The organism is Ruegeria sp. HKCCA6707 (assembly GCF_013033515.1).
GTDB lineage: Bacteria > Pseudomonadota > Alphaproteobacteria > Rhodobacterales > Rhodobacteraceae > Ruegeria.
The window spans coordinates 36,552-57,258 of record NZ_WQEG01000014.1; the positions used below are offsets into that span (position 1 = coordinate 36,552).

At 58.0% G+C, this 20,707-nt stretch carries 19 protein-coding genes, 1 other RNA gene and 1 riboswitch; of the genes, 10 read left to right on the top strand and 10 right to left on the bottom strand.

All coding sequences use genetic code 11. The annotated features are described in order from the left end of the window. Positions 1–47: 47 nt before the first annotated feature. Entirely contained in the window at positions 48–1,973 is a 1,926-nt protein-coding gene (locus GOW40_RS20545) for an elongation factor G (protein WP_171136779.1), read from the top strand. A gap of 18 nt (positions 1,974–1,991) precedes the next feature. On the opposite strand, the gene GOW40_RS20550 is transcribed toward GOW40_RS20545, so the two are convergent. The 5 genes from GOW40_RS20550 to GOW40_RS20570 all read right to left on the bottom strand — a co-directional run bounded on the left by GOW40_RS20550 (position 1,992) and on the right by GOW40_RS20570 (position 8,364). Continuing rightward, positions 1,992–3,569, bottom strand: coding sequence for an ABC transporter ATP-binding protein (locus GOW40_RS20550; RefSeq protein WP_171133708.1), 1,578 nt, complete (start codon positions 3,567–3,569; stop codon positions 1,992–1,994). Then, positions 3,566–4,672: an ABC transporter permease gene (locus tag GOW40_RS20555; protein ID WP_171133709.1), complete on the bottom strand. Its 1,107-nt coding sequence runs from the start codon at positions 4,670–4,672 to the stop codon at positions 3,566–3,568. Before GOW40_RS20555 ends, GOW40_RS20550 begins: the two co-directional genes overlap by 4 nt. After that, a complete protein-coding gene (locus GOW40_RS20560) occupies positions 4,673–5,773 on the bottom strand; it encodes a microcin C ABC transporter permease YejB (protein WP_171133710.1) in 1,101 nt (366 codons plus the stop codon). It abuts the gene before it with no gap. 1 nt (position 5,774) lies between these two features. Then, positions 5,775–7,679, bottom strand: a complete 1,905-nt coding sequence (locus GOW40_RS20565; RefSeq protein ID WP_171133711.1) for an extracellular solute-binding protein — start codon at positions 7,677–7,679, stop codon at positions 5,775–5,777. 175 nt (positions 7,680–7,854) lie between these two features. Next, positions 7,855–8,364, bottom strand: a complete 510-nt coding sequence (locus GOW40_RS20570) for a cytochrome c family protein (RefSeq protein WP_171103743.1) — start codon at positions 8,362–8,364, stop codon at positions 7,855–7,857. Positions 8,365–8,483: 119 nt separating this feature from the next. Here GOW40_RS20570 and GOW40_RS20575 point away from each other — a divergent pair, with 119 nt between their 5' ends. Next, positions 8,484–9,317, top strand: a complete 834-nt coding sequence (locus GOW40_RS20575; protein ID WP_171133712.1) for a prephenate dehydratase — start codon at positions 8,484–8,486, stop codon at positions 9,315–9,317. 18 nt (positions 9,318–9,335) lie between these two features. Here the strand turns inward: GOW40_RS20575 and GOW40_RS20580 are convergent, their stop codons facing one another. After that, on the bottom strand, positions 9,336–9,866 hold the full coding sequence (locus tag GOW40_RS20580; RefSeq protein ID WP_171133713.1) for a chloramphenicol phosphotransferase CPT family protein: 531 nt from the start codon (positions 9,864–9,866) through the stop codon (positions 9,336–9,338). Positions 9,867–9,991: 125 nt separating this feature from the next. Here GOW40_RS20580 and GOW40_RS20585 point away from each other — a divergent pair, with 125 nt between their 5' ends. Beyond that, entirely contained in the window at positions 9,992–10,447 is a 456-nt protein-coding gene (locus GOW40_RS20585; protein WP_171133714.1) for a hypothetical protein, read from the top strand. Positions 10,448–10,733: 286 nt separating this feature from the next. Beyond that, positions 10,734–11,375: an MSMEG_1061 family FMN-dependent PPOX-type flavoprotein gene (locus GOW40_RS20590; RefSeq protein WP_171133715.1), complete on the top strand. Its 642-nt coding sequence runs from the start codon at positions 10,734–10,736 to the stop codon at positions 11,373–11,375. A 295-nt stretch (positions 11,376–11,670) separates the two neighbouring features. On the opposite strand, the gene GOW40_RS20595 is transcribed toward GOW40_RS20590, so the two are convergent. Beyond that, positions 11,671–12,138, bottom strand: a complete 468-nt coding sequence (locus GOW40_RS20595) for an SRPBCC family protein (RefSeq protein ID WP_171133716.1) — start codon at positions 12,136–12,138, stop codon at positions 11,671–11,673. Between the two features lie 43 nt (positions 12,139–12,181). Next, positions 12,182–13,165, bottom strand: coding sequence for an NAD(+) diphosphatase (gene nudC, locus GOW40_RS20600; protein ID WP_171133717.1), 984 nt, complete (start codon positions 13,163–13,165; stop codon positions 12,182–12,184). 173 nt (positions 13,166–13,338) lie between these two features. Here nudC and GOW40_RS20605 point away from each other — a divergent pair, with 173 nt between their 5' ends. Further along, complete coding sequence (locus GOW40_RS20605) at positions 13,339–15,213, top strand: bifunctional 2',3'-cyclic-nucleotide 2'-phosphodiesterase/3'-nucleotidase (RefSeq protein ID WP_171231144.1); 1,875 nt, start codon at positions 13,339–13,341, stop codon at positions 15,211–15,213. Between the two features lie 39 nt (positions 15,214–15,252). Beyond that, positions 15,253–15,351: signal recognition particle sRNA small type (ffs, locus tag GOW40_RS20610), an RNA gene on the top strand. A 15-nt stretch (positions 15,352–15,366) separates the two neighbouring features. Here the strand turns inward: ffs and GOW40_RS20615 are convergent. Next, entirely contained in the window at positions 15,367–16,236 is an 870-nt protein-coding gene (locus tag GOW40_RS20615) for an alpha/beta fold hydrolase (RefSeq protein WP_171133719.1), read from the bottom strand. Positions 16,237–16,355: 119 nt separating this feature from the next. Further along, positions 16,356–16,578: riboswitch (cobalamin riboswitch) on the top strand. Between the two features lie 88 nt (positions 16,579–16,666). Here GOW40_RS20615 and GOW40_RS20620 point away from each other — a divergent pair. Then, entirely contained in the window at positions 16,667–17,074 is a 408-nt protein-coding gene (locus GOW40_RS20620; protein ID WP_171133720.1) for a hypothetical protein, read from the top strand. A 1-nt stretch (position 17,075) separates the two neighbouring features. Here GOW40_RS20620 and GOW40_RS20625 read toward each other — a convergent pair whose 3' ends face one another. Beyond that, the gene (locus tag GOW40_RS20625; protein ID WP_171133721.1) at positions 17,076–17,564 is read right to left on the bottom strand and encodes a protein-tyrosine phosphatase family protein; all 489 of its coding nucleotides are present in this window, start codon (positions 17,562–17,564) and stop codon (positions 17,076–17,078) included. Positions 17,565–17,705: 141 nt separating this feature from the next. On the opposite strand from GOW40_RS20625, the gene GOW40_RS20630 reads away from it, so the two are divergent. The 3 genes from GOW40_RS20630 (at position 17,706) to recR (ending at position 20,689) form a co-directional block, all read left to right on the top strand. Continuing rightward, positions 17,706–19,460 (top strand): DNA polymerase III subunit gamma/tau, encoded by a 1,755-nt coding sequence (locus GOW40_RS20630; RefSeq protein ID WP_171133722.1) that lies wholly within the window; start codon positions 17,706–17,708, stop codon positions 19,458–19,460. A gap of 220 nt (positions 19,461–19,680) precedes the next feature. Further along, positions 19,681–20,034 (top strand): YbaB/EbfC family nucleoid-associated protein, encoded by a 354-nt coding sequence (locus GOW40_RS20635; RefSeq protein ID WP_171103721.1) that lies wholly within the window; start codon positions 19,681–19,683, stop codon positions 20,032–20,034. A gap of 61 nt (positions 20,035–20,095) precedes the next feature. Next, positions 20,096–20,689 carry a recombination mediator RecR gene (gene recR, locus GOW40_RS20640; protein WP_171133723.1) on the top strand — a complete coding sequence of 198 codons (594 nt, stop codon included), beginning with the start codon at positions 20,096–20,098 and terminating at the stop codon, positions 20,687–20,689. Positions 20,690–20,707: the final 18 nt, after the last annotated feature.

A 20,707-nucleotide genomic window follows, 5' to 3' on the forward strand; every position in this document is an offset into this window, starting at 1 on the left:
AGCCCTTTTCGTGCAGTCATCTGCAACCTGAAAGAGGGACAACACTCATGCGCGTCTTTACCGTCCTCGGCCCCAGCCAATCGGGCAAATCCACCCTGGTCGAGGCCATCAGCCGCCTTGACGGGCGGCCCACCACCTTCGACCTGTCCGAAACCGTGCATTTGCACGGTTTTTCTTATTTAGACGAACCTTGGTGCGCCATCGACGTCAATGGGGGCGGCGATGCGCTGGCCTATGTCGGGCCCGCCATGGCGATCTCGGACGCGGCGGTTGTTGTCGCACCACCTGATCCTGACGCGGCTGTTTTGTGTGCCCCTTACCTGCGGTTGGTCGAAGAGGCGGGCATCCCCTGTTTTCTGTTCATCAACCGCATGGACAACCCCAACGGCCGCATCCGCGACATCATCGCCGCCTTGCAGACCTACTGCACCCATCACATCACACTGCGCCAGGTGCCCATCCGCGAGGGTGACACGATCATCGGCGCCGTTGATCTGATTTCGGAGCGGGCGTGGAAGTATCAGGAAGGTCAGCCGTCGGCGTTGATCGAGCTGCCGCAATCGGTTGAAGAACGCGAACAGGAGGCCCGCACCGAACTACTGGAAACCCTGTCGGATTTCGATGACCACCTGTTGGAACAGCTTATCGAAGACAAGCAGCCACCCAGCGCCGAGGTCTATGATCTGGCGGCTCAGGTTCTGCAAAGCCATCAGCTGATCCCGGCCTGCCTTGGCGCTGCCAGCCATGGCAACGGCCTGACACGCCTGATGAAAGCCCTGCGCCATGAAGCACCCGAATTCAACATCGCAGCAGACCGGGATGAGGCCGAAGACAACGCACGCGCGATTGCCGGTTTCTCGGATGTCAAAAAGCACATCGGTAAAATCACCGTTCTGCGCGGGTTGGGGGACGGCGTCAAAGCCCATGCGCCGCTTGGGGGCGAAACAGTCGGCACCCTGACAGCGCTGGACGGTAAAACCCAGATCGACACGCTGGAGGCCGGGCAGATCGGGTTGGCGGTAAAATCCGATCACCTCAACCCCGGCAATATCTACGACAGCACCGGGTCAACACCGTTGCCGGAGTGGGCCGAGTCGCACCCTGTGGCCTATCGTCAGGTCGTCTCGCCCGCGCATGAGCGGGACGATGTGCGCCTGTCAAACGCACTGTCGCGGCTGGTGGAGATTGATCCGGGCCTGCATCTGGACCATGACGACCTGAGCGGGCACGCAATCCTTGGATCGCAAGGGCCTCAGCATATGCGTCGGGTTGCGGCCAAGCTGGCCGAAGATTTCGGGATCGAAATTCTGACAGAGCCTGCCGAGACCGCTTACCGCGAAACCATTCGCGCGCCGATTGAGCATCGCCACCGGCACAGAAAGCAATCCGGTGGGGCTGGTCAATTTGCCGATGTGGTGATCTCGGTCGCACCTTTGCCGCGCGGGTCGGGGTTTCAGTTCGAAGAGGTGGTGAAGGGCGGCGCCGTTCCCAAGAACTATATCCCTTCGGTCGAACACGGAGCGAAAGACGCATTGGCCCAGGGCCCCGAAGGATTTCCGGTGGTGGACGTCAAGGTCACGCTCAGCGATGGCAAGCACCACAATGTCGACAGTTCCGACTATGCCTTCCGCACCGCTGGCAAGAACGCCGTACGCGAGGCCCTGCCTGCCGCCAAGCCTGTGGTTTTGCAGCCCATTCTGAACGCCGAGATCCATCTGCCGTCCAGCTTTGTGGGCGATCTGGTTCCGACCATCAGTTCTTTGCAAGGACAGGTACTGGGGTTCGAAGGCAATCCGAACGCTTCGGGCTGGGAAATCTTCAACGCACAGCTGCCTGCCGTGGCCGAGGACGAGTTGCATCGGATCCTGGCCAGCGCCACCCGCGGGACAGGTTGGGTCAAACTGCAATTCGACCATTACGAAGAGCTGCGTGGCCCGGTTCCGGCAGCGGCCAAAAGTAAAGAACTGGCCTGATCCAATGGCAGGCGGGCGTCAGCCCGCCGCCGCAATCAGCTCACGGGTGTAATCTGTTTGGGCGTTCTCAAAGAGATCCTCAGCCGCACCCATCTCGACCACGTCGCCATTGCGCATCACAATGACATTGTGGGACATCGCGCGCACGACTTTAAGGTCATGGCTGATGAACAGATAGGCCAGCCCGTATTTCCGTTGCAGGTCACGCAACAGATCGACGATCTGAACCTGAACCGTCATGTCCAGGGCACTGGTCGGCTCGTCCAGAACCAAAAGCTTCGGCCGCAACACCATGGCCCGCGCAATCGCAATCCGTTGTCTCTGCCCGCCCGAGAACTCATGCGGGTAGCGGTCCATCGAGTCCGGGTCCAAACCAACCTCGGTCATGACCTCAGCCACCAGTTCACGCGGGGCGCGGTGGGGGTCGACATTGTGGATCTCCAGACCTTCGGCGATGATCTGCATGCAGGTCATTCGGGGGCTCAGACTGCCGAACGGATCCTGAAACACGATCTGCATATCCTTGCGCAGCCGCCGCAGTTCACGCGTGGACCACCGACGGACGTCTTGGTCGCGGAAAGTGATCGCGCCCTCAGACGCAATCAATCGCATGATCGCCAAAGCCAGCGTCGTCTTGCCCGAGCCGCTTTCACCTACAATGCCAAGTGTTTCCCCGGCCCGCACGCTGAGCGTGGCGTCATTGACAGCCTTCACATATCCAACGGTCCGCTTCAGAAACCCCCGCTGGATCGGAAACCAGACCTTCAGATGATCGGTGCGCGCAACCTCTTCGGCATCTGCCGCCACCGGATCGGGCTGGCCCGAAGGCTCCGCCTCAAGCAGCTTGCGCGTATAGGGGTGCTGTGGATTGTCAAAGATGTCGGCGGTCACACCGGCCTCGACAATCTCGCCATCCTTCATCACGCAGACCCGGTCGGCAATGCGCCGCACGATGCCCAGATCATGGGTGATGAACAACATCCCCATATTCTCGGATTTCTGCAACTCGGCCAGCAATTCCAGGATCTGCGCCTGAATGGTCACGTCCAGCGCCGTGGTGGGCTCATCCGCGATCAGAATGTCAGGCTTGTTGGCCAGAGCCATGGCAATCATGACCCTCTGGCGCTGTCCGCCCGACAATTGGTGCGGATAGCTGTCCAGACGCTCCTCGGGGTCGCGAATGCCAACCTTTGTCAGCAGCTCCACAATCCTGCCCCGCGCCGCGTCGCCGGTTACCCCCTGATGCAGCGCAAGCGACTCGGCCATCTGCTTGTAAATCGTGTGCAGCGGGTTAAGCGAGGTCATCGGCTCTTGGAAAATAAAGCTGATGTCGTTGCCGCGCACCTTCATTAGGTGATCTTCGGATGCGCCAACCATTTCCTGGCCTTCATAGGTCACCGAGCCCTCGACGATAGCACTGTCCCCCAGCAGGGACACTGTGGACAACGCCGTCACCGATTTGCCCGACCCGGATTCGCCAACCAGCGCAACGGTCTCACCCCGATCTACGGTGAAGGACACGCCTTTGACCGCGGCGCTCACCTGCCCGTCCTGCCGAAACGAGACCTTGAGGTTGTTCACATCCAGCAGGCTCATGAGAAGGTCTTTCTGGGATCAAACGCATCGCGCACGCCCTCGAAGATGAAGACCAAGAGCGATAGCATGATGGCAAAGGTGAAAAAGGCGGTGAAGGCCAGCCACGGGGCCTGCAGGTTCTGTTTCGCCTGCAAGGTCATTTCACCCAATGAGGGCGCAGATGACGGCAAGCCGAAGCCCAGGAAGTCAAGAGAGGCAAGCCCGCCGATGGTGCCTGTGACGATGAAGGGCATAAAGGTCAGCGTGGCGACCATCGCGTTGGGCAGCATGTGGCGGAACATGATGGTCATGTTGCCGACGCCCAGTGCCCGCGCGGCGCGGACATATTCCAGGTTTCGGGCCCGCAGGAATTCTGCCCGCACGACACCCACAAGGCCGGTCCAACTGAACAGGATCATCAATATGACCAACAGCCAGAAACTTCGCCCAAGGATCGCGAACATAATGATGATCACGTAAAGCGACGGGGTCGCGGACCAGATTTCGATGACCCTTTGAAAGATCAGGTCCAACCAGCCACCGAAAAAGCCCTGAATGGCCCCGGCGAAAATCCCAATCATACTGGCAACACCAGTGACCAACAGGGTGAACAGGATGGACAGCCGGAAGCCATAGATCACCCGCGCCAGTACATCGCGCTTGGTGTCATCGGTGCCCAGAAGGTTCTGACCATTGGGCGGCAAAGGCGCGGCCCCCGGACGATCAACGCTTGTGTTGTAGGAATAGGGGATGGGCGGCCAGATGGCCCAACCCTTTTCAAACCCTTCAGCCTCGAACGTTCCGGCCTTGATCTGTTCGATGATGCCTTCTGGATCGTCAAAACACTGATCCAGACCGCCGCTATCGATAAGGCACATCACTTCGGGGTCGCGATAAATCGCTTCGGTCTGGAAATCGCCGCCGAACTCAGTCTCGGCATAGAACTTGAAAAACGGCGTATAAAGTTCACCCCGATAGCTGACAAGGATCGGTTTGTCATTGGCAATGAACTCGGCGAACAGAGACAGGCCAAACAAGACAGAGAAGATAATCAGCGACCAGAATGCCCGGCCATTGCGTCGGAAATTACGCCAGCGGCGCTGGTTAAGAGGGGAAAGCGCCATCTACCCCTCCCGCTTTTCAAAATCGATGCGGGGATCGACCAGCACATACATCAGGTCACTGATGATCCCGACGACTAGGCCCATCAGACCAAAGATGAACAGCGTGCCGAAAATCACCGGGTAATCGCGCGCCACCGCAGCCTCAAAGCCCAGACGACCCAACCCATCCAGCGAGAAGATCGTCTCGATAATGATCGAGCCCCCAAAGAACACACCGATGAACACCGCCGGGAACCCTGCGATCACGATCAGCATCGCGTTGCGGAACACATGACCGTAAAGCACCTTGCGCTCGCTCAGCCCCTTTGCGCGGGCGGTCATGACATATTGCTTTTTGATCTCATCCAGAAACGAGTTCTTGGTCAGCAGCGTCAGCGTTGCAAAAGCCGAAATCGTCAGGGCGATAATCGGAAGTGTGATGTGCCAGAAATAGTCCGCGATCTTGCCCATCAGGCTGAGGCTTTCCCAATTGTCCGAAGTCAGCCCCCGCAGTGGGAAAATCTGCCAGTAAGAGCCACCTGCAAACAGCACCAGCAGCAGGATCGCGAACAGGAAACCCGGGATGGCATAGGCCACGATGATGGTCCCGCTGGTCCAGGTGTCAAAGGTCGACCCGTCCTTGATAGCCTTGCGGATACCCAATGGGATCGAGACCAGATAGGCGATCAGAGTGGACCACAGACCCAGCGAGATAGAAACGGGCATCTTTTCCAGCACCAGATCGATCACGCTGATTGACCGGAAATAGCTCTCGCCAAAATCCAGCGTCAGATAGTTGCCCATCATGCTCAGGAAACGTTCGAGGGGCGGCTTGTCAAAGCCGAACTCTTTTTCCAATTCAGCGATGAACTCAGGCGGCAGACCGCGCGCGCCGACATATTTGTCATCAAACCCACCGCCGCCTGCGGGTTCGGCACCTGCGCCAGCATCTCCGCCTCCGCCCGCAAAGCCGGCGAAGACATCACCCTGACCTTCGATCTGCGCGATAATCTGTTCGACCGGTCCCCCTGGCACAAACTGCACCAAGGTGAAGTTCACGATCATAATGCCCAGAAGGGTCGGAATGACCAACAACAGGCGCCTTAGAATATACGCGCCCATGTTACCGCAGCGCGCCGGTGGCCTTCAGTTCGGCCTCTTTCTCGGGGTTGATCCACCACAGGTCCAGATGACCCAGCGAGAAAGGAGGCAGGTTTTCAGGATATTCATACATGTCGTAATAGGCTGTCCAATAGTCTGCGATGTATCCCACTGGGACCACGAAGAACTCATATCGCAGGGCCCGGTCAAGTGCGACCAAAGCGGTATCCTGATCGGCTTGATTATCCGTCTCGAACGACGCCTCGATGATCGCGTCCACCAGAGGGCTTGCCAGACCAGCAGGATTGAACAGGCTGAACGCGGCCTCTTCGGATCCGTACATCTGGCTCAATCCGCCACCAGTGGACAGGAAAGACCCATACCGCGTGGAATAAACCATGTCATAGTCGCGTTCACGGCTGCGCAGCGTGTATTGTGCCGGGTCAATTTTCTCGGCAGATGCGTCGACACCAAGCGACTGGAGGTTCTGCACATAGGTCTCAATCATCGTGGCTGTCGAGGTCGGCAGGTTGGACGGGTATGGGATGTTCACCTTCAGCGTTTCCCCTTCCGCGTTTCGCCGCACATTCCCGTCGCCGACAGGCCACCCGGCCTCATCCAGCGCTTTGGACGCCTGCCGCAAATTGCGCCGATCATTCAAACGGGCCGAATTGGATTCGTGCACCGTGACGGCTGGTTCGGTCAGGAAATCTGCAGGGACGACATCACCAAGGGTTTCAATAAAGGCAAGCTCCGCCCCTTCTGGAACGCCAGTTGCTTCCAGCTTGGTTCCTTGGGTGAAAGAGCTTCTGGGCGAGTTGAGACCAAAGAGCAGTGATTCATTGACCCATTCAAAGTTGAACGCCAAAGCAAGCGCTTTGCGCACATTCTTGTCTGCAAACTGCGGCTTGCCCAAGTTGAACACGAAACCCGACGGGGTCGGCGGGCTGCCATCTGGAATTTCGTCGCGGACCACTACGCCCTCATTCAGCTTTGGGAAATCATAGCCCGTTGCCCACAGCTTGGGGTCGCTTTCGATGCGGAAGGTGTATTCCCCGGCTTTGAAGCCTTCAAAGGCCGCTGTCTGGTCTGCGAAATACTCAACACGGATTGTATCGAAATTGTTGCGTCCGCGATTGAACGGCAGGTCTTCACCCCAGTAATCATCCCGACGCTTGTAGACGATGCGACGGTTGATGTCATAGCTGTCCAGCTTGTAGGGCCCTGATCCGACTGCAACTTCCAAACGAGGCTCGTCAAGTCGACGCGACTCATCCGCTTCGAACCACGCTTTCGAGAAGACCGGCGTCGCACCAACCGTTTCGATCAGGCTGCGGCGCGTGACTTCGGGGTTGAAGGTGAATTTGACCGTGTGATCATCCAAAGCCTCGGCGCCTGTGACCATGCGACCAACGGCCTGGGCATAAGATGGCAGGCCCTGTTCAATGAACAGACGATGGCTATAAACTGCATCTTCGGCGGTTACCGGTGTGCCGTCCCAGAACGTGGCTTCGGGGCGCAGGTGAAAAATCACATAGTTTCGATCCGCGTCATATTCGAGGCTTTCTGCAAGAACACCGTAATACTGACCCACGCTGTCATCCGAGCTTTCGATCAAACGGTCGTATTGAAGTGTCGTCAAAGCACCCGACCGGCCCTTGCGTGAATAAGGGTTCAAAGAATCGAACGTTCCCGACGCAGCCAAAGACAGCTCTCCCCCTTTTGGTGCATCCGGATTGACGTAGTTCAGGTGCTCGTAATCGGCGGGATAGTCGAGATTGCCAAAATAGGAATACCCGTGACTTTCGATAATCTTGTCTTCCGTTGCCGAAAGGGACGTCCCAAATGCCATTGCAGTGGTCAGACCGATGACAAAGGTCAAAGGCTTCATTCTTGTGACACGCATCGACGTCAAATGGGATTTCATCAGGTACATCCTCTGGGTTCGTTCACATGCTCATTTTCGTGCGCGCTAGCTAAAAGACCAGCTCAGTTAGATGCAAGTTTAGACTGCGTGAGCGCTTTGTGAAGATTTGTTCACACAAAAATTAAGGCCGCTGCGCGGGGCAACGGCCTTTTAAAACTCCGATCCAGGCTCAGGATCAGTTACCGATGGTTTGCAGGTAGGCAATCACATCAGCACGCTCTTGCGCCTTTTTCAAACCTGCAAAGCTCATGCTTGTGCCTGCGATATAGCCGCTGGGACGTTCAAGAAACGCATCAAGCGCTTCGGGTGTCCAGTTGCCACCATGGGCCAGCATCGCGGCCGAATAACCGCCAAAACCCTTGGCGGTACCAAGCGGACGATCCACGACGCCATAAAGATAAGGTCCGGTGCCATTGGCACCATCTTCCAGCTTGTGGCAGGCGGTGCATTTGCGGAACACGCGCGCGCCTTTCTCGGGGTCAGCGGCGGCCAGCAGATCTGCGAATACGACCTCTTCGCCGTCGGCGCTTTCGCCCGCGCTGTCGGTTTCGATAATGTAGGAAGCCTCGGCATGATGGCTATCGGAACTGTAGAGGATGTCCCCGGCCCATTTTGCCAGAAGCAACACCAGGAAGGTGCCAAACAGGCCTGCGGCGGCCTTGGTAACTGTCATCGTGTCGAACATTGATCGCGTGTCCATTTCAGCTGTCTGCCGGGTGTCTAAGGCTTCCCCTTGCAAGAGGCAAGGTATAGACACCGCGACGAAACGCCCAATTCGAAAACTTGTTGCACGGAATCGACCAAATGACCAACCGCATTGCTTTTCAGGGGGAACCCGGCGCCTATAGCCACGAGGCCTGCCGCGACGCGCGGCCCGATATGGATGCTCTTCCTTGCCGCACCTTCGAGGATGTGATCGAATCGGTCAGGTCTGGTGAGGCGGATCTGGCGATGTTGCCGGTCGAGAACACCACTTACGGGCGGGTGGCCGACATTCACCGATTGCTGCCCGATAGCGGGCTTCACATTGTCGATGAGGCGTTTGTCCGCGTGCATATCAACCTGCTGGGCGTTCCCGGGGCCAGTCTGGACGACATCACCGAGGCGCATTCGCATCTGGTGTTGCTGCCTCAATGCGCGGGGTTTCTCCAACACCACAATATCCGCGGCCGCGTAAGCCCGGACAACGCAAGGGCGGCGCGCGAAGTGGCCGAAGCCGGAGAAAAACACTCAGCCGCACTGGCCAGCGAGCTTGCGGGCGAAATCTATGGGCTGAACGTTTTGGCGCGCCATATCGAAGACAAGGATAACAATACGACACGGTTCCTGATCATGTCGCGCGAGGCAGACGAATCGCGGCGGGGGGATCACGGCATGATCACCAGCTTTGTATTTCAGGTCCGCAATATCCCAGCAGCGCTTTACAAGGCGATGGGTGGGTTCGCCACCAACGGGATCAACATGACCAAACTGGAAAGCTACATGGTCGACGGCTCATTCACCGCCACGCAGTTTTATGCGGATATCGTCGGACATCCTGCGGACAGAAACGTTCAACTGGCGCTGGATGAGCTGGAGCATTTCACGACCAATGTAGAGGTCCTTGGCGTCTATCCAGCCGCTCAACCGCGGGGCTAGGCCGGGCTTTTATCGGGGCTACGAGAAATCCGAACAGCGCACCCCGCTGCGCCACGTATTGAGAATGGCGTCGACATTTGCTTCGATCCCGTCTTCGGACCGCAGCTCCAGATCATAACGCCTGCCTTTGTGGATCGTCTTTTGATCCTGAACCGCACTGCCTTCGGCGCGGTCAGCGCGCCCGGTTTCCCGGCGGGCAAGTTCCATCAGCGCGCAGTGGATCGCCACGAACAGAACGTCATGCGGGGCAAAAACCTGCTGCAGTGTTTTGTCCCATCCGTCGGTGTCCAGAATGTGCTCAAGGATCAGATCATTACCAGCATCCGCATAGGCACCGATCGAGGCGTGAAATCCCTCAAATACCCGGGCGCGTTCCTTGGACCATTCAAAATCCCCTGCCCTGAATCGCGCCATTGGTATGACACCACTGTCTCGCAGATGATCAATCGAAATGTGCCAGAAGGGGCGCTCGATCTGCCTTTGCAATGCGCGTGCGATCGTCGATTTTCCACTGCTCGACGCACCATGCAGGAAGATGATCTGCGCCATTTGAAACTCCGTTTTTCGCAACCCCGATTGGTCAAATTCCGTGATCGTTACTCTGCGCCAGGAATATGATATGACGACGGATAGACAAGAGTTTTGGAGCAAGAAAGGTGTTCGCAGGATCAATCTTGAGTTTCGTCTTTTCGATCTGCACCTTTTGTGAAGCCGGGCACTACCATCTCGTCACGGAAGCAGAAAGAATACAGTCGCGTGCCTTTCCGAATGACGAAAAACCCCACGAACCTGATCTGTCCGGCAAATGGTACGCGACACTACAATGCAGTGTGGGGTCTGGCCGCTATATCTACTATTTTGAGCAAACGCCCAACGGCAGACTGTCAGGCAAGTCACGAGGGGTCAGCTTTGGTGTAAAAGACATAACGGGGTTCTTGGTAAACGGCAGCTTTGCCGCGACACGTTTCGAGTTCTTTGAGCAAGTTAGCGAAGGCTATTTCATCGAGGTATCAGGTTCGACCTGGTTGGCGGGAGGTTACGTTTTCGCCACCTACAAGAATACGCGCACAGACAATGAATGCAGATTGCGGATGAAGAAAATGAGAGATCAGAGGCCCGTAGATCCCTGAGAAATACCTGCACGAGTTGTGTGTTTGTGGATGTAAACAGCCGACTCTGCGCGCCAGATCCCTTAAACCAAAGCAGCTGATTGCACCGCCAAAGCGAACGGCAGCTTTGTTCGCCGAGCTGCCGGAACCCACATCGTCACCGGACATTCTCAATATCAGAACCAGCCCTTTGTTTAGGATGCAAAGAATGTCTGCCGCGTGCCCAAGAGCCGACATAGGTTACCGCGCCCTTTTTCGGGCCAAGCTGCGTATGGTAACGTCGCCGCAGTTGAACGGAGATTGACCTATGGATCGTGTTTTTGGATGCAGCGTTGACCATCATTTGAAGCTACCAATCGAACTGCGAGGAGGGGAAAAACCGTTCGATCATTGGGTCGACAACAAAGTAATTGACCACATTGACGAACTTGCCGGGCGCTTTATCGCAGCGTCCTCATTGGCGATCTTGTCTACGACGCGTCATGACGGAGTATTAGACATCACCCCTCGCGGCGACCCCGCAGGTTTCGTAAAGGTCATTGACAAAAAACTCATCGCAATTCCCGATCGCCCCGGGAACAATCGGATGGATACGTTCGAGAATATTCTGGCGAACCCGAATGTCGGCATATTGTTCATAATTCCTGGGCATCGAGACACACTGCGCGTCAGTGGCAAAGGAGCGGTCGTTAGGGACACCAAACTGGGGCAACAGCTTTCGGTCAACGGACGGCCCTCGGATCTGATCCTGCTCGTACATGTCGAAAGGGTTTTATGCCATTGCCCAAAAGCGTTCATACGCGGAAAGGTCTGGCAATCACAGGATTGGCCGGACACCTCCGATGTCCCCACTCTTGCAGAGATGTTGAAGGTTCACGGCGCGATGCCTGAAACCGTCACTGAGATCGCGGATGGCTGCAAAGAAGATGCCGAAGAAAACCTGTACTGATATTCATACAGCCATTCTCGACAAAACTTCTGTTGGCCCGCTGACTTAGGTCGGAAAAGTCCGCGTTTGAGATCTACGTTGATTCAACAGCGAAAACTGGGTTTCAGTCGCAACCAAATCGACACACTTCGAAGACAGCTTCGGAACATGTGTTATAGCGACGAGCGGTGTAAATTCTAAACCTCGAAAACCAAGTTTCGCCACTTACCCGACCGGGTCAGTATTTGAGTGTAGGCTCACCATTCTGGAAAACGATCAGAGCCATCCGAGGTGCCTTTTGCCGAACCTCGACTTGTCAAACCCCGTGGTTGTGACGCTGTTCGAGCTCTTGTGCGAAATCGCTGAGTCGCGCCTGAAATTGTCTGCGAAACCGGGCCTGGCCCAGCTTCATGGATTGCAACAGTAGTCGCGCCGGAAGGGTCTTGGCGGCAAGAGACAGCTGGATGCTAAGCCGCGTATGGCGCGGAGACAGGGCCAACAGCTCGATCACTGTCTGACCGATCATGCCGCGGCTGCTTGAGGTGAACTGCATCAGCGATGGCCGCTCACACTCTGTCATCAGAACCGATATGTCGCGCGGTTTGCCCCGAAAGCTGAACCTCGTATGCCATTCGGCCCCCGCCTGCAGCGGTGTTTTCGAAACAACACGACGCACCTCGACCCCGCGTCGCATGGCCATGCGTTCAAAGCGGTCGACATCGGACACCATGGAAAACACGGCATCAATCGGGGCGGTTATGTCCTCCTGCGCTTTGAACTGCATCTGTTTTTCCGCTCAGCCTTTTCCCTGCTTATCGTTCTAAGGGTTAATCCAGCGTATCCGCCAGCCAATGTTGCAGGATAAAATGAGCAATCGAACCCTTTCTGGCGGGTTTCAGTTTCGGATGATCCCCGGCGAACGCCTGCATCATCTCGGTCTTGCTCACCCACATCGCCTCTTCGATTTCAACCGGGTCGATCTTGATATCACGTGACAAAGCCTCGCCCGCGCAGCCGAACATCAACGAGGCCGGGAAGGGCCAGGGCTGGCTTGAGAGGTAGTGCACAGCGCCCACGGGCACGTTGGCTTCCTCCATCACCTCGCGGCGCACCGCAGCTTCGAGCGTTTCGCCTGGTTCAACAAAACCGGCCAGCAGCGAATACATGCCCTCGGGCCACCCAGGTGAGCGCCCGACCAGAACCGCGTTGCCATGTGTGATCAGCATGATCACCACGGGGTCGGTTCTTGGGAAATGCTGGGCACCGCAATCGGGGCAACTGCGCTGCCATCCCGCTTGCGCCATCTCGCTGGGAGCGCCGCAGCGGGCGCAAAACCGATGGGTTTCGTGCCAGCCGATGACGGCCTTGGCTGTCGCGGCCAATTCGGCATCGCGCGCCGATAGACGGGTCATGATCCTGCGCAGCTCGGCAAAGACCTGACCGGTGGGCAAATCTGGATGCTGCTGCTCGGTCTGATCGACAAACGCACCTACGCCAGCCAGATCCAACCCTTCGGCGGCCCAGCCGGAAATATCGGTTGCGAACAAAGGCGCTCTCTCTTTGGTAAGGCCGAGAAAAACCGGTGCGTCAACGATACCACCGGGACCGTCGGTCAACAGGGTGTGGCTGAGCGGAACGAGCGCCAGTTGGTCCAAATTCTCGCCCTGCACCAAAACCTTTCCGCGCCAGAGCAAAAGGCAGCGCGCCGACGGATCCGCCAAATCCTGAGCCAGCAAGGCAGCGTCACTGCGCCGCTCAGCCGCCCTGTTCAGGCCGGACCCCCCAAAGGTCACCTCCTCTGCTCGTTTCATGCACCGCCCTCATTTTGGCGACAGGGCTGCCACGTCTTGATCGTTGACGCAATGACCTTTCAAATATGCTATCGTTAGAATGCGGCAGATTGTCCGCGAACTTGTCGTTTTTATTGCGCTTATTCAACCTATAGGATTATTCAATTGCACAACAACATGCAGAAGTTTTACACTTGAATACAAAAGACAAGACCGCCGAAGTTTCATCATCGCCGGCGCGTATCCAGATCCTAGCGACGACCGACCTTCATATGAATTTGACCGGATTTGACTATTATTCGGATCGCAAGGACCCAAGGATCGGATTTACCAGAACCGCAAGCTTGATCCGTGCTGCGCAGGATGAGGCGCATTCCGAAGGGGTGTTGAGTTTGCTGTTCGACAATGGTGATGCCTTGCAGGGCACACCCTTTGGCGATTGGGCTGCCGCGCACTGTGCGGAAACTCACCCCTTGCCTCAAGCGTTCAATCGGCTTGGGTACGATGCCGTTGGGCTGGGCAATCACGATTTCAGCTTCGGGCTGGATCTGATCGACGGCTTTGCGTCACAACTGAACTGCCCCGTGCTTTGCAGCAATCTGGACCGTGAGCCCACAGGCGCGGGCTGGCGACCCTACACCGTTTTAAGCCGCAACATAACGCATGATACTGGAACAGCCACCATCAAGATCGGCGTCATGTCCGCACTACCTCCACAAACCACAATGTGGGAGCGGCACAAGCTGGACGGTCAGGTGGCTTCGCACGACATTTTGCGCAGCGCCGAAGAAACTGTCAGCACGCTGCGCAACCTTGGCTGCGATCTGATTATCGTTCTGGCCCATTCCGGCCTGCAAGCCGAAAGCGCGGGGCCCGGTCTGGAAAACACGGTAATACAACTGGCAGCAATCGACGGCATCGACGTAATCATAGCCGGACATACCCACCTGACCCTTCCGGGCCCTGCGCATGACCATTTGCCCTTTGTGGATGCTCGACGAGGGAGGGTTCATGGCAAACCGGTCGTCATGGCCGGGTCGGCAGGGTCTTATCTGGGTGTCATAGACATAACTTTGGACAATAAGATGTCCGGCGCCTGGACCATATGTGATTTTGAAACCGAACTGCGTTCGATTTGTCCCAAAAATACGGATGTTCTGGAAGATCCCGAAATGGTAGCCCTGTTCGCTCGGGGGCACGCCGAAACGCGGACCCTTGCGCCAGAGCCTGTGGGGCGTCTTGAAACGTCGATACACAGCTATTTCGCCTATTGCGCGCCAGATCGGGCCCTGGCGCTTTTGGCGGCCGCGCAGGCGGCCGCGTTACGCGCCTTGTTGAATGATGATCCTGCATCGGAATTGCCTGTGCTCTCGGCGGTCGCCCCTGCCAAGTTCGGAGGGCGCTCGGGCCCAGATTTCTATACTGACATACCCGCCGGGGATATCTCGATGCGGCATGTCGCAGATATTCACCTGTTCCCAAATGAACTGCGTGCCGTGCGTGTCACCGGGGTACAGCTAAGCGAATGGCTCGAAATGTCGGCGGGGATTTTCAGGCAACTGAATCCAGACTCGGCAACAGTTCTGACAGACCCCGATCGCGCGGGTCACAACTTTGATATCATTCATGGGCTGACCTATGAAATCGACCTCAGCCAACCGGCGCGTTATCGGGCGGATGGGCATCTTTCAGATCCAGAGGCCCGCCGGATCCGAAATTTGCGCTGGCAAGCGCGACCTGTTGACGATGCAGCGGAATTCGTCGTCGCTACCAACAACTATCGCGTCAATGGTGGTGGAAATTTCAACGCCGTGACCGATGCACGCAAACTCCACCTTCCATCCTGCAGCATCCAAAGCGTTTTGCGGGACTATTTGGCCGAAAGCAGCCAGGTAGATCCTTTGGAACACGCCGAAAATCCCTTTGGCTTCAGCAATCTGGGTGGTGCCAAAGCGATTCTGGAGACCGGACCAAAAGCGTTGGACCATATCGACGAGCTTGACCCATACGCGCCAGAGTTACTGGGGACCGATGCGCAGGGTTTCCTGCGGATCGCGTTGACGCTCTGACGGGTTGCGAATCCGACGGTGCTTGCTTATATCCAAGGTCGAGAGGTTGGCGCGGGCGAGCGCCTCGCCAACCTGGTCAGGTCCGGAAGGAAGCAGCCACAACGAGCCCCGCTTGGGTCGATGTCCAACCTCTCACTTACTTCCACAACCTTTCTAGACACCCTGCTGTGCGATAAGACGCGGCCAGATGGCCGAGTTGCGCCGCGCGAAAGCCCCGATATGGCCCACTGATTGCAAGCCATGGTCCTTCGGGTCGATCAGATGGCGTTGCGCGTCAGGTCCGAACAGCTCGGCCAGCCGCCAAACGGCTTGTGGTGGGACCATTTGATCGTCGGTGAAAGTCACCAGGTCGACTGTGCCTGAGGTCGAATCCCAGGTGACATCGGGCAAGGACCCGCCGATTTCAGGCTCATAATTGCGCGGAGCCGCGCACCATCGGCGCCATTGCCAATATACTGCCGCCGGCAGGTCCGGGCCAAACCCAACCGCCCTGCCGGGCAGATACCCCAACATACGCGCAAGCAGTGGTGCGTGCCCGTACCAGAACAACCCAGCCAAGGCACGGTAGGGCCAGGGATGGTCGGTAAAGGTCACAAGCCCCGAGTTCACGCAAATCAACCGGTCGATCTGCGCCACGTCCGGCTGAACCGGGCCTAACATTCCACCGATGGAATGCCCTATGGTCCAATGCTGCGCCTGCGGATAGCGGCGGCGCAGTTCTGCACGCGCTGCCGGTATATCCACCAAGGCCCAATCGGCCATGGTAACAATTGCATCCTGAATGCGCCCGGTCAGCGACTGCCCAAAGCCGCTATAATCATAGGTAAGACAAGCCATACCATGCTCAAGCGCCAGCCAGAGTGCGAAATGCTGGTAGTAGTCGCGCGGAACTCCGGTTGCACTGTTCAGCGTCACCACAATTTCCGGCTCGATGACTGGCTTGTAGAGCCGCGCCGACAAGTTTCCGCCCTGTGACGGGATCCAAAAATCCTCGGTTTCGATGATATGCTGGTCATCTCGCATAGTGTCACCCGCCCACACTGAACCAATCAGTTCAGAATTAATATGCGCCCAGCTCGACCATCACTGTCAAGCCGCAGCGCGCATGACCAAACGTCCGCTTGACAGCGCCCCGCCCCGAACGCTAGCGGTTGTGTGATGGTTCTCGCACCCCGGTTTGGGGTCGGGATGAAAAGGGAACGCGGTGCGGGCCAATCCGATCTGATCGGAACGGCCCAAATCCGAGACTGCCCCCGCAACTGTAGGCGGAGAGCAATGTCGAAAAACCACTGGCCGCAAGGCTGGGAAGGTCGGCAGAGCGATAACCCGCAAGTCAGGAGACCTGCCATCAAGAATTGAAACCGAAACTCGGGCGGGGTGTCCGGGCGGGCCTGCTTGTCGGAAGCCAAGTGTTCCTGATCTTCGCCCCTGCCCATTGCGCGGAGGGCGCGGTATGATCTGGAACACAAAAACTCATCAATTTTCGGCCACTCTTTGCCAGCGCACTGGCAAACCCTGCCCGGCGCTGGCGCAATTGGCGCGCGCGATAGCCCAGGCGATGTCAGCGGCCAAACCTGTGACAACAGATGGGTTCGAAGTTGACGGCCACGCACAGCTGACCCATTGCGCCAAAGGGTGCACCGCACGATATCTGGCCCGACCAAAGCAGGTTCGATTTTTTTGTGACGCTGATCCCCGGACTGAAAACGAGACTCTGGAACAGTTCGCTGACTTGATGTTCTCGGCCAAAGTAACTTCGATGGCCGCAGACGCCTTGGTCAAGACGCCATGCGCCATGTTGCAGGTCACCACCAACGCCGCGCCAGTAGCGGCGCAGGCTGCCGAGCAGGCCTCGATCTAGCTCAGCCTTGATGGCCCATCGCCCAGTCCATCTGTCCTTGAGTTTCCACAGCGCAAGCGCGGGTTTTTCTGAGCCGCGCCAACGCCTCTGCCGGCGCTTCGCCGCTATCAATCATCAACCGCAGCACCACCATCCCAGACCGCCCGCAGCCGCCACGACAATGCACCAGAACCCGGCCGCCACCAGACAGCTGGCGCAGGCCCAGAGCTCTGACATCTTCCCACGTCGACTGTGCGTCATCCTCGGGCGTGCCGAAATCAGCAATCGGGAAATGGACCCACTTCGCACCGATATTCTCAACGTCGCGCCCCAACGCCGAGGCCCCCAGCTGGGCCATTTCTTCGGCAGTCGTCAAAGTGATCACCAGATCCGGCGCCCAAGCCGCAATCGCACGTAGATCAGCTTCGTAATTGCCATCGCGCCCCGGCAATGGGCACAATGCCAACTGCCCATCGCGCACAGTCAGACTGTAAATCTGAAATCCACTCATGTCTCGTGTCCTTCGGCGCCTCTGTGCCTCAGCGGTGTAACCAAGCCAAGCCAAATCCAAAACGAAATTCGCGCCCTCGTGGTGGACGCGACGAGCAGGTCGCTCTACGCTGCATCGGAACTCGAATCCGTCAGAGACAACATGACCGACACGCCAAGCCCTGCCTATCAGGTTCTCGCCCGCAAATATCGCCCGGAAACCTTTGCCGATCTGGTTGGGCAAGACGCCATGGTCCGCACGCTGAAGAACGCGTTCGAGGCGGACCGGATTGCGCAAGCCTTTGTCATGACCGGCATTCGGGGAACGGGGAAAACCACAACGGCCCGGATCATCGCTAAGGGTATGAATTGCATCGGTCCTGACGGCACGGGCGGAGCTACAACGGAACCCTGCGGTCAATGCGAGCACTGTCAGGCCATCATGGAAGGCCGCCATGTCGATGTGATTGAGATGGATGCCGCAAGTCGCACCGGTGTGAATGATATTCGCGATATCATCGACAGCGTGCGCTATCGCGCCGCCAGCGCGCGGTACAAGATTTATATAATCGACGAGGTTCACATGCTCTCGACCAGCGCGTTCAACGCGCTGCTCAAGACGTTGGAAGAACCACCCGAACATGTAAAATTCATCTTTGCCACGACCGAGATCCGCAAGGTCCCGGTGACGGTCCTATCCCGTTGCCAGCGTTTTGATCTGCGCCGGATCGAACCCGAGGACATGATCGCGCTGTTGCGCCGGATCGCGGATGCCGAAGACGCCCAAATCGCCGACGACGCGCTGGCGCTGATCACGCGAGCTGCCGAAGGTTCAGCCCGCGATGCCACGTCTCTGCTCGATCAGGCGATCAGCCACGGCGCGGGGGAAACCAGCGCCGACCAGGTGCGCGCTATGTTGGGTCTGGCCGACCGGGGCCGGGTGCTGGATCTGATGGATATGATCCTGCGCGGCGACGCAGCAGGGGCACTGACCGAGCTGGGCAGCCAATATGCCGAAGGGGCAGATCCGCTGGCAGTTCTGCGCGATCTGGCGGAAATTACCCACTGGGTCTCGGTCGTGAAAATCACCCCCGACGCTGCCGAAGACCCAACAGTATCCCCCGACGAACGCGCCCGGGGTCAGCAAATGGCCGAGGCGCTACCGATGCGGGTGCTGACCCGGATGTGGCAGATGTTGCTGAAAGCGCTTGAAGAGGTTTCGGCTGCACCCAACGCCATGATGGCGGCGGAAATGGCGGTGATCCGCCTGACCCATGTGGCCGACCTGCCCAGCCCTGAAGAGCTGGTGAAACGGTTGCAGGACATGCCTGCCCCACCACCGAATGGCGGACCGGATGGTGGCGTGCCAACCCGAGCGCCTGACGCTGCTCCGACACAAGCCATTGCGCAACCTGCCATGGCCGCGCGCGGCCCCGCCGGGGGGCCTTCCGCTGCGCTGGCCCAGGACCCCGCCACCGCCCTGGCACGCTATCCAACCTTCAACCACGTCGTCGAACTGATCCGCAGCAACCGGGACGTAAAACTGTTGGTCGAAGTGGAAAACGGCGTGCGTCTGGTGTCCTACCAGCCCGGCCGGATCGAGTTTACACCCGCCGAACAAGCGCCGTCAGACCTGGCCGCGCGGCTGGGATCTGCGCTGCAGCGCTGGACCGGGAACCGCTGGGCCGTCTCGATTGTCTCGGACGGCGAAGCCCCCACGATCGGAGAAACCCGCGACGCCGCCGATCTGGCTCTGAAATCCAAGGCAAAGGCGCACCCGCTGGTTCAGGCAGTATTGGAACAGTTCCCGAAAGCACGGATCACCAAAATCGAAACCCCCGAGCAACGCGCAGCCCAGATCGAAACCGAAGCCCTGCCCGAGGTCGAGGATGAATGGGACCCGTTCGAGGAGGACTAAGATAAAGGCAAAACTCCCGCGCCCGCCACGGGCTATCGGCTGACGCCGTTACCCCTGAGCGGACTTGGGCCCGGCAGCGCGGGCAAAGCCCGCGCTGCCGGGCCCAACGGGAGGAAAGGTCTTGCCAAAGACCTCGACGACCGGCGGGAGCATTCCTGCCCCTTGTGCCACACCGACGCCCTTCGTATTTAAGCGTCAAACCAGTTAAAGGAGATTACCGATGCTCAAAGGACTCGGCGGGCTTGGCGGCCTGGGCGATATGGCCAAGATGATGAAATCCGCGCAGGACTTGCAGACCAAGATGACGGAAATGCAGGAAGAGCTGAACACTCTGATGGTTGTTGGCGAATCCGGGGCCGGTCTGGTCAAGGCCACTGCCACTGCCAAGGGCGAGTTGAAGGGGCTCGACATTGATCCGTCGATATTCAATGGCGACGACAAGGAAGTGGTCGAAGATCTGATCCTGGCCGCCATCAAGGACGCCCAGACCAAAGCCGCCGAACGCGCGCAGTCGGAAATGGCCAAACTGACCGAAAGCATGGGGCTGCCGGCGGATATCAAACTGCCCTTCTGATCTTCATCTTTTCAAAAATACTCCCGCCGGAGGCTCCCTCCGGTGCCAGACAGGACAGGCCGTGAGCTCTAACAGCGACATTGATAATCTGATCGACCTGATGGCGAAACTGCCGGGCCTTGGCCCCCGTTCCGCCCGCCGCGCTGTCCTGCACCTGATCCGCAAACGTGCCCTGCTGCTGACACCGCTCTCGGACGCAATGCAGCAGGTTGCCGTCACCGCCCGCGAGTGCCTGAACTGCGGCAATGTCGGCACGTCTGATATCTGCGATATCTGCAATGATGAGGCCCGTGCGACCGGAGAGCTGTGCGTGGTCGAGGACGTGGCTGACCTTTGGGCAATGGAACGCGCGGGTGTGTTCAAAGGCCGTTATCACGTTCTGGGTGGAACCTTGTCAGCACTGGACGGGGTCGGCCCGGACGAGCTGCGCATCCCACGCCTGCGGGACCGTGTGCTGGCAGAAGAAATCACCGAGATCATCCTGGCCCTGAACGCCACAATCGACGGACAGACCACTGCGCATTACATCGCCGATCAGCTCGAGGGCCAGGTGCGCTTGACCTCACTTGCACAAGGTGTGCCGATTGGGGGCGAGTTGGATTATCTGGATGACGGGACGATCACGGCGGCGCTGAGGGCGCGGAAAGAGATCTAACCTTATTCCTTGGATTAG

Bases quoted from the DNA above. Each gene is read 5' to 3' on its own strand.
- GOW40_RS20545 (WP_171136779.1), top strand. From the start codon at position 48: ATGCGCGTCTTTACCGTCCTCGGCCCCAGCCAATCGGGCAAATCCACC.
- GOW40_RS20550 (WP_171133708.1), bottom strand. From the start codon at position 3,569: ATGAGCCTGCTGGATGTGAACAACCTCAAGGTCTCGTTTCGGCAGGAC.
- GOW40_RS20555 (WP_171133709.1), bottom strand. From the start codon at position 4,672: ATGGCGCTTTCCCCTCTTAACCAGCGCCGCTGGCGTAATTTCCGACGC.
- GOW40_RS20560 (WP_171133710.1), bottom strand. From the start codon at position 5,773: ATGGGCGCGTATATTCTAAGGCGCCTGTTGTTGGTCATTCCGACCCTT.
- GOW40_RS20565 (WP_171133711.1), bottom strand. From the start codon at position 7,679: ATGAAATCCCATTTGACGTCGATGCGTGTCACAAGAATGAAGCCTTTG.
- GOW40_RS20570 (WP_171103743.1), bottom strand. From the start codon at position 8,364: ATGTTCGACACGATGACAGTTACCAAGGCCGCCGCAGGCCTGTTTGGC.
- GOW40_RS20575 (WP_171133712.1), top strand. From the start codon at position 8,484: ATGACCAACCGCATTGCTTTTCAGGGGGAACCCGGCGCCTATAGCCAC.
- GOW40_RS20580 (WP_171133713.1), bottom strand. From the start codon at position 9,866: ATGGCGCAGATCATCTTCCTGCATGGTGCGTCGAGCAGTGGAAAATCG.
- GOW40_RS20590 (WP_171133715.1), top strand. From the start codon at position 10,734: ATGGATCGTGTTTTTGGATGCAGCGTTGACCATCATTTGAAGCTACCA.
- GOW40_RS20595 (WP_171133716.1), bottom strand. From the start codon at position 12,138: ATGCAGTTCAAAGCGCAGGAGGACATAACCGCCCCGATTGATGCCGTG.
- nudC (WP_171133717.1), bottom strand. From the start codon at position 13,165: ATGAAACGAGCAGAGGAGGTGACCTTTGGGGGGTCCGGCCTGAACAGG.
- GOW40_RS20615 (WP_171133719.1), bottom strand. From the start codon at position 16,236: ATGCGAGATGACCAGCATATCATCGAAACCGAGGATTTTTGGATCCCG.
- GOW40_RS20620 (WP_171133720.1), top strand. From the start codon at position 16,667: ATGATCTGGAACACAAAAACTCATCAATTTTCGGCCACTCTTTGCCAG.
- GOW40_RS20625 (WP_171133721.1), bottom strand. From the start codon at position 17,564: ATGAGTGGATTTCAGATTTACAGTCTGACTGTGCGCGATGGGCAGTTG.
- GOW40_RS20630 (WP_171133722.1), top strand. From the start codon at position 17,706: ATGACCGACACGCCAAGCCCTGCCTATCAGGTTCTCGCCCGCAAATAT.
- GOW40_RS20635 (WP_171103721.1), top strand. From the start codon at position 19,681: ATGCTCAAAGGACTCGGCGGGCTTGGCGGCCTGGGCGATATGGCCAAG.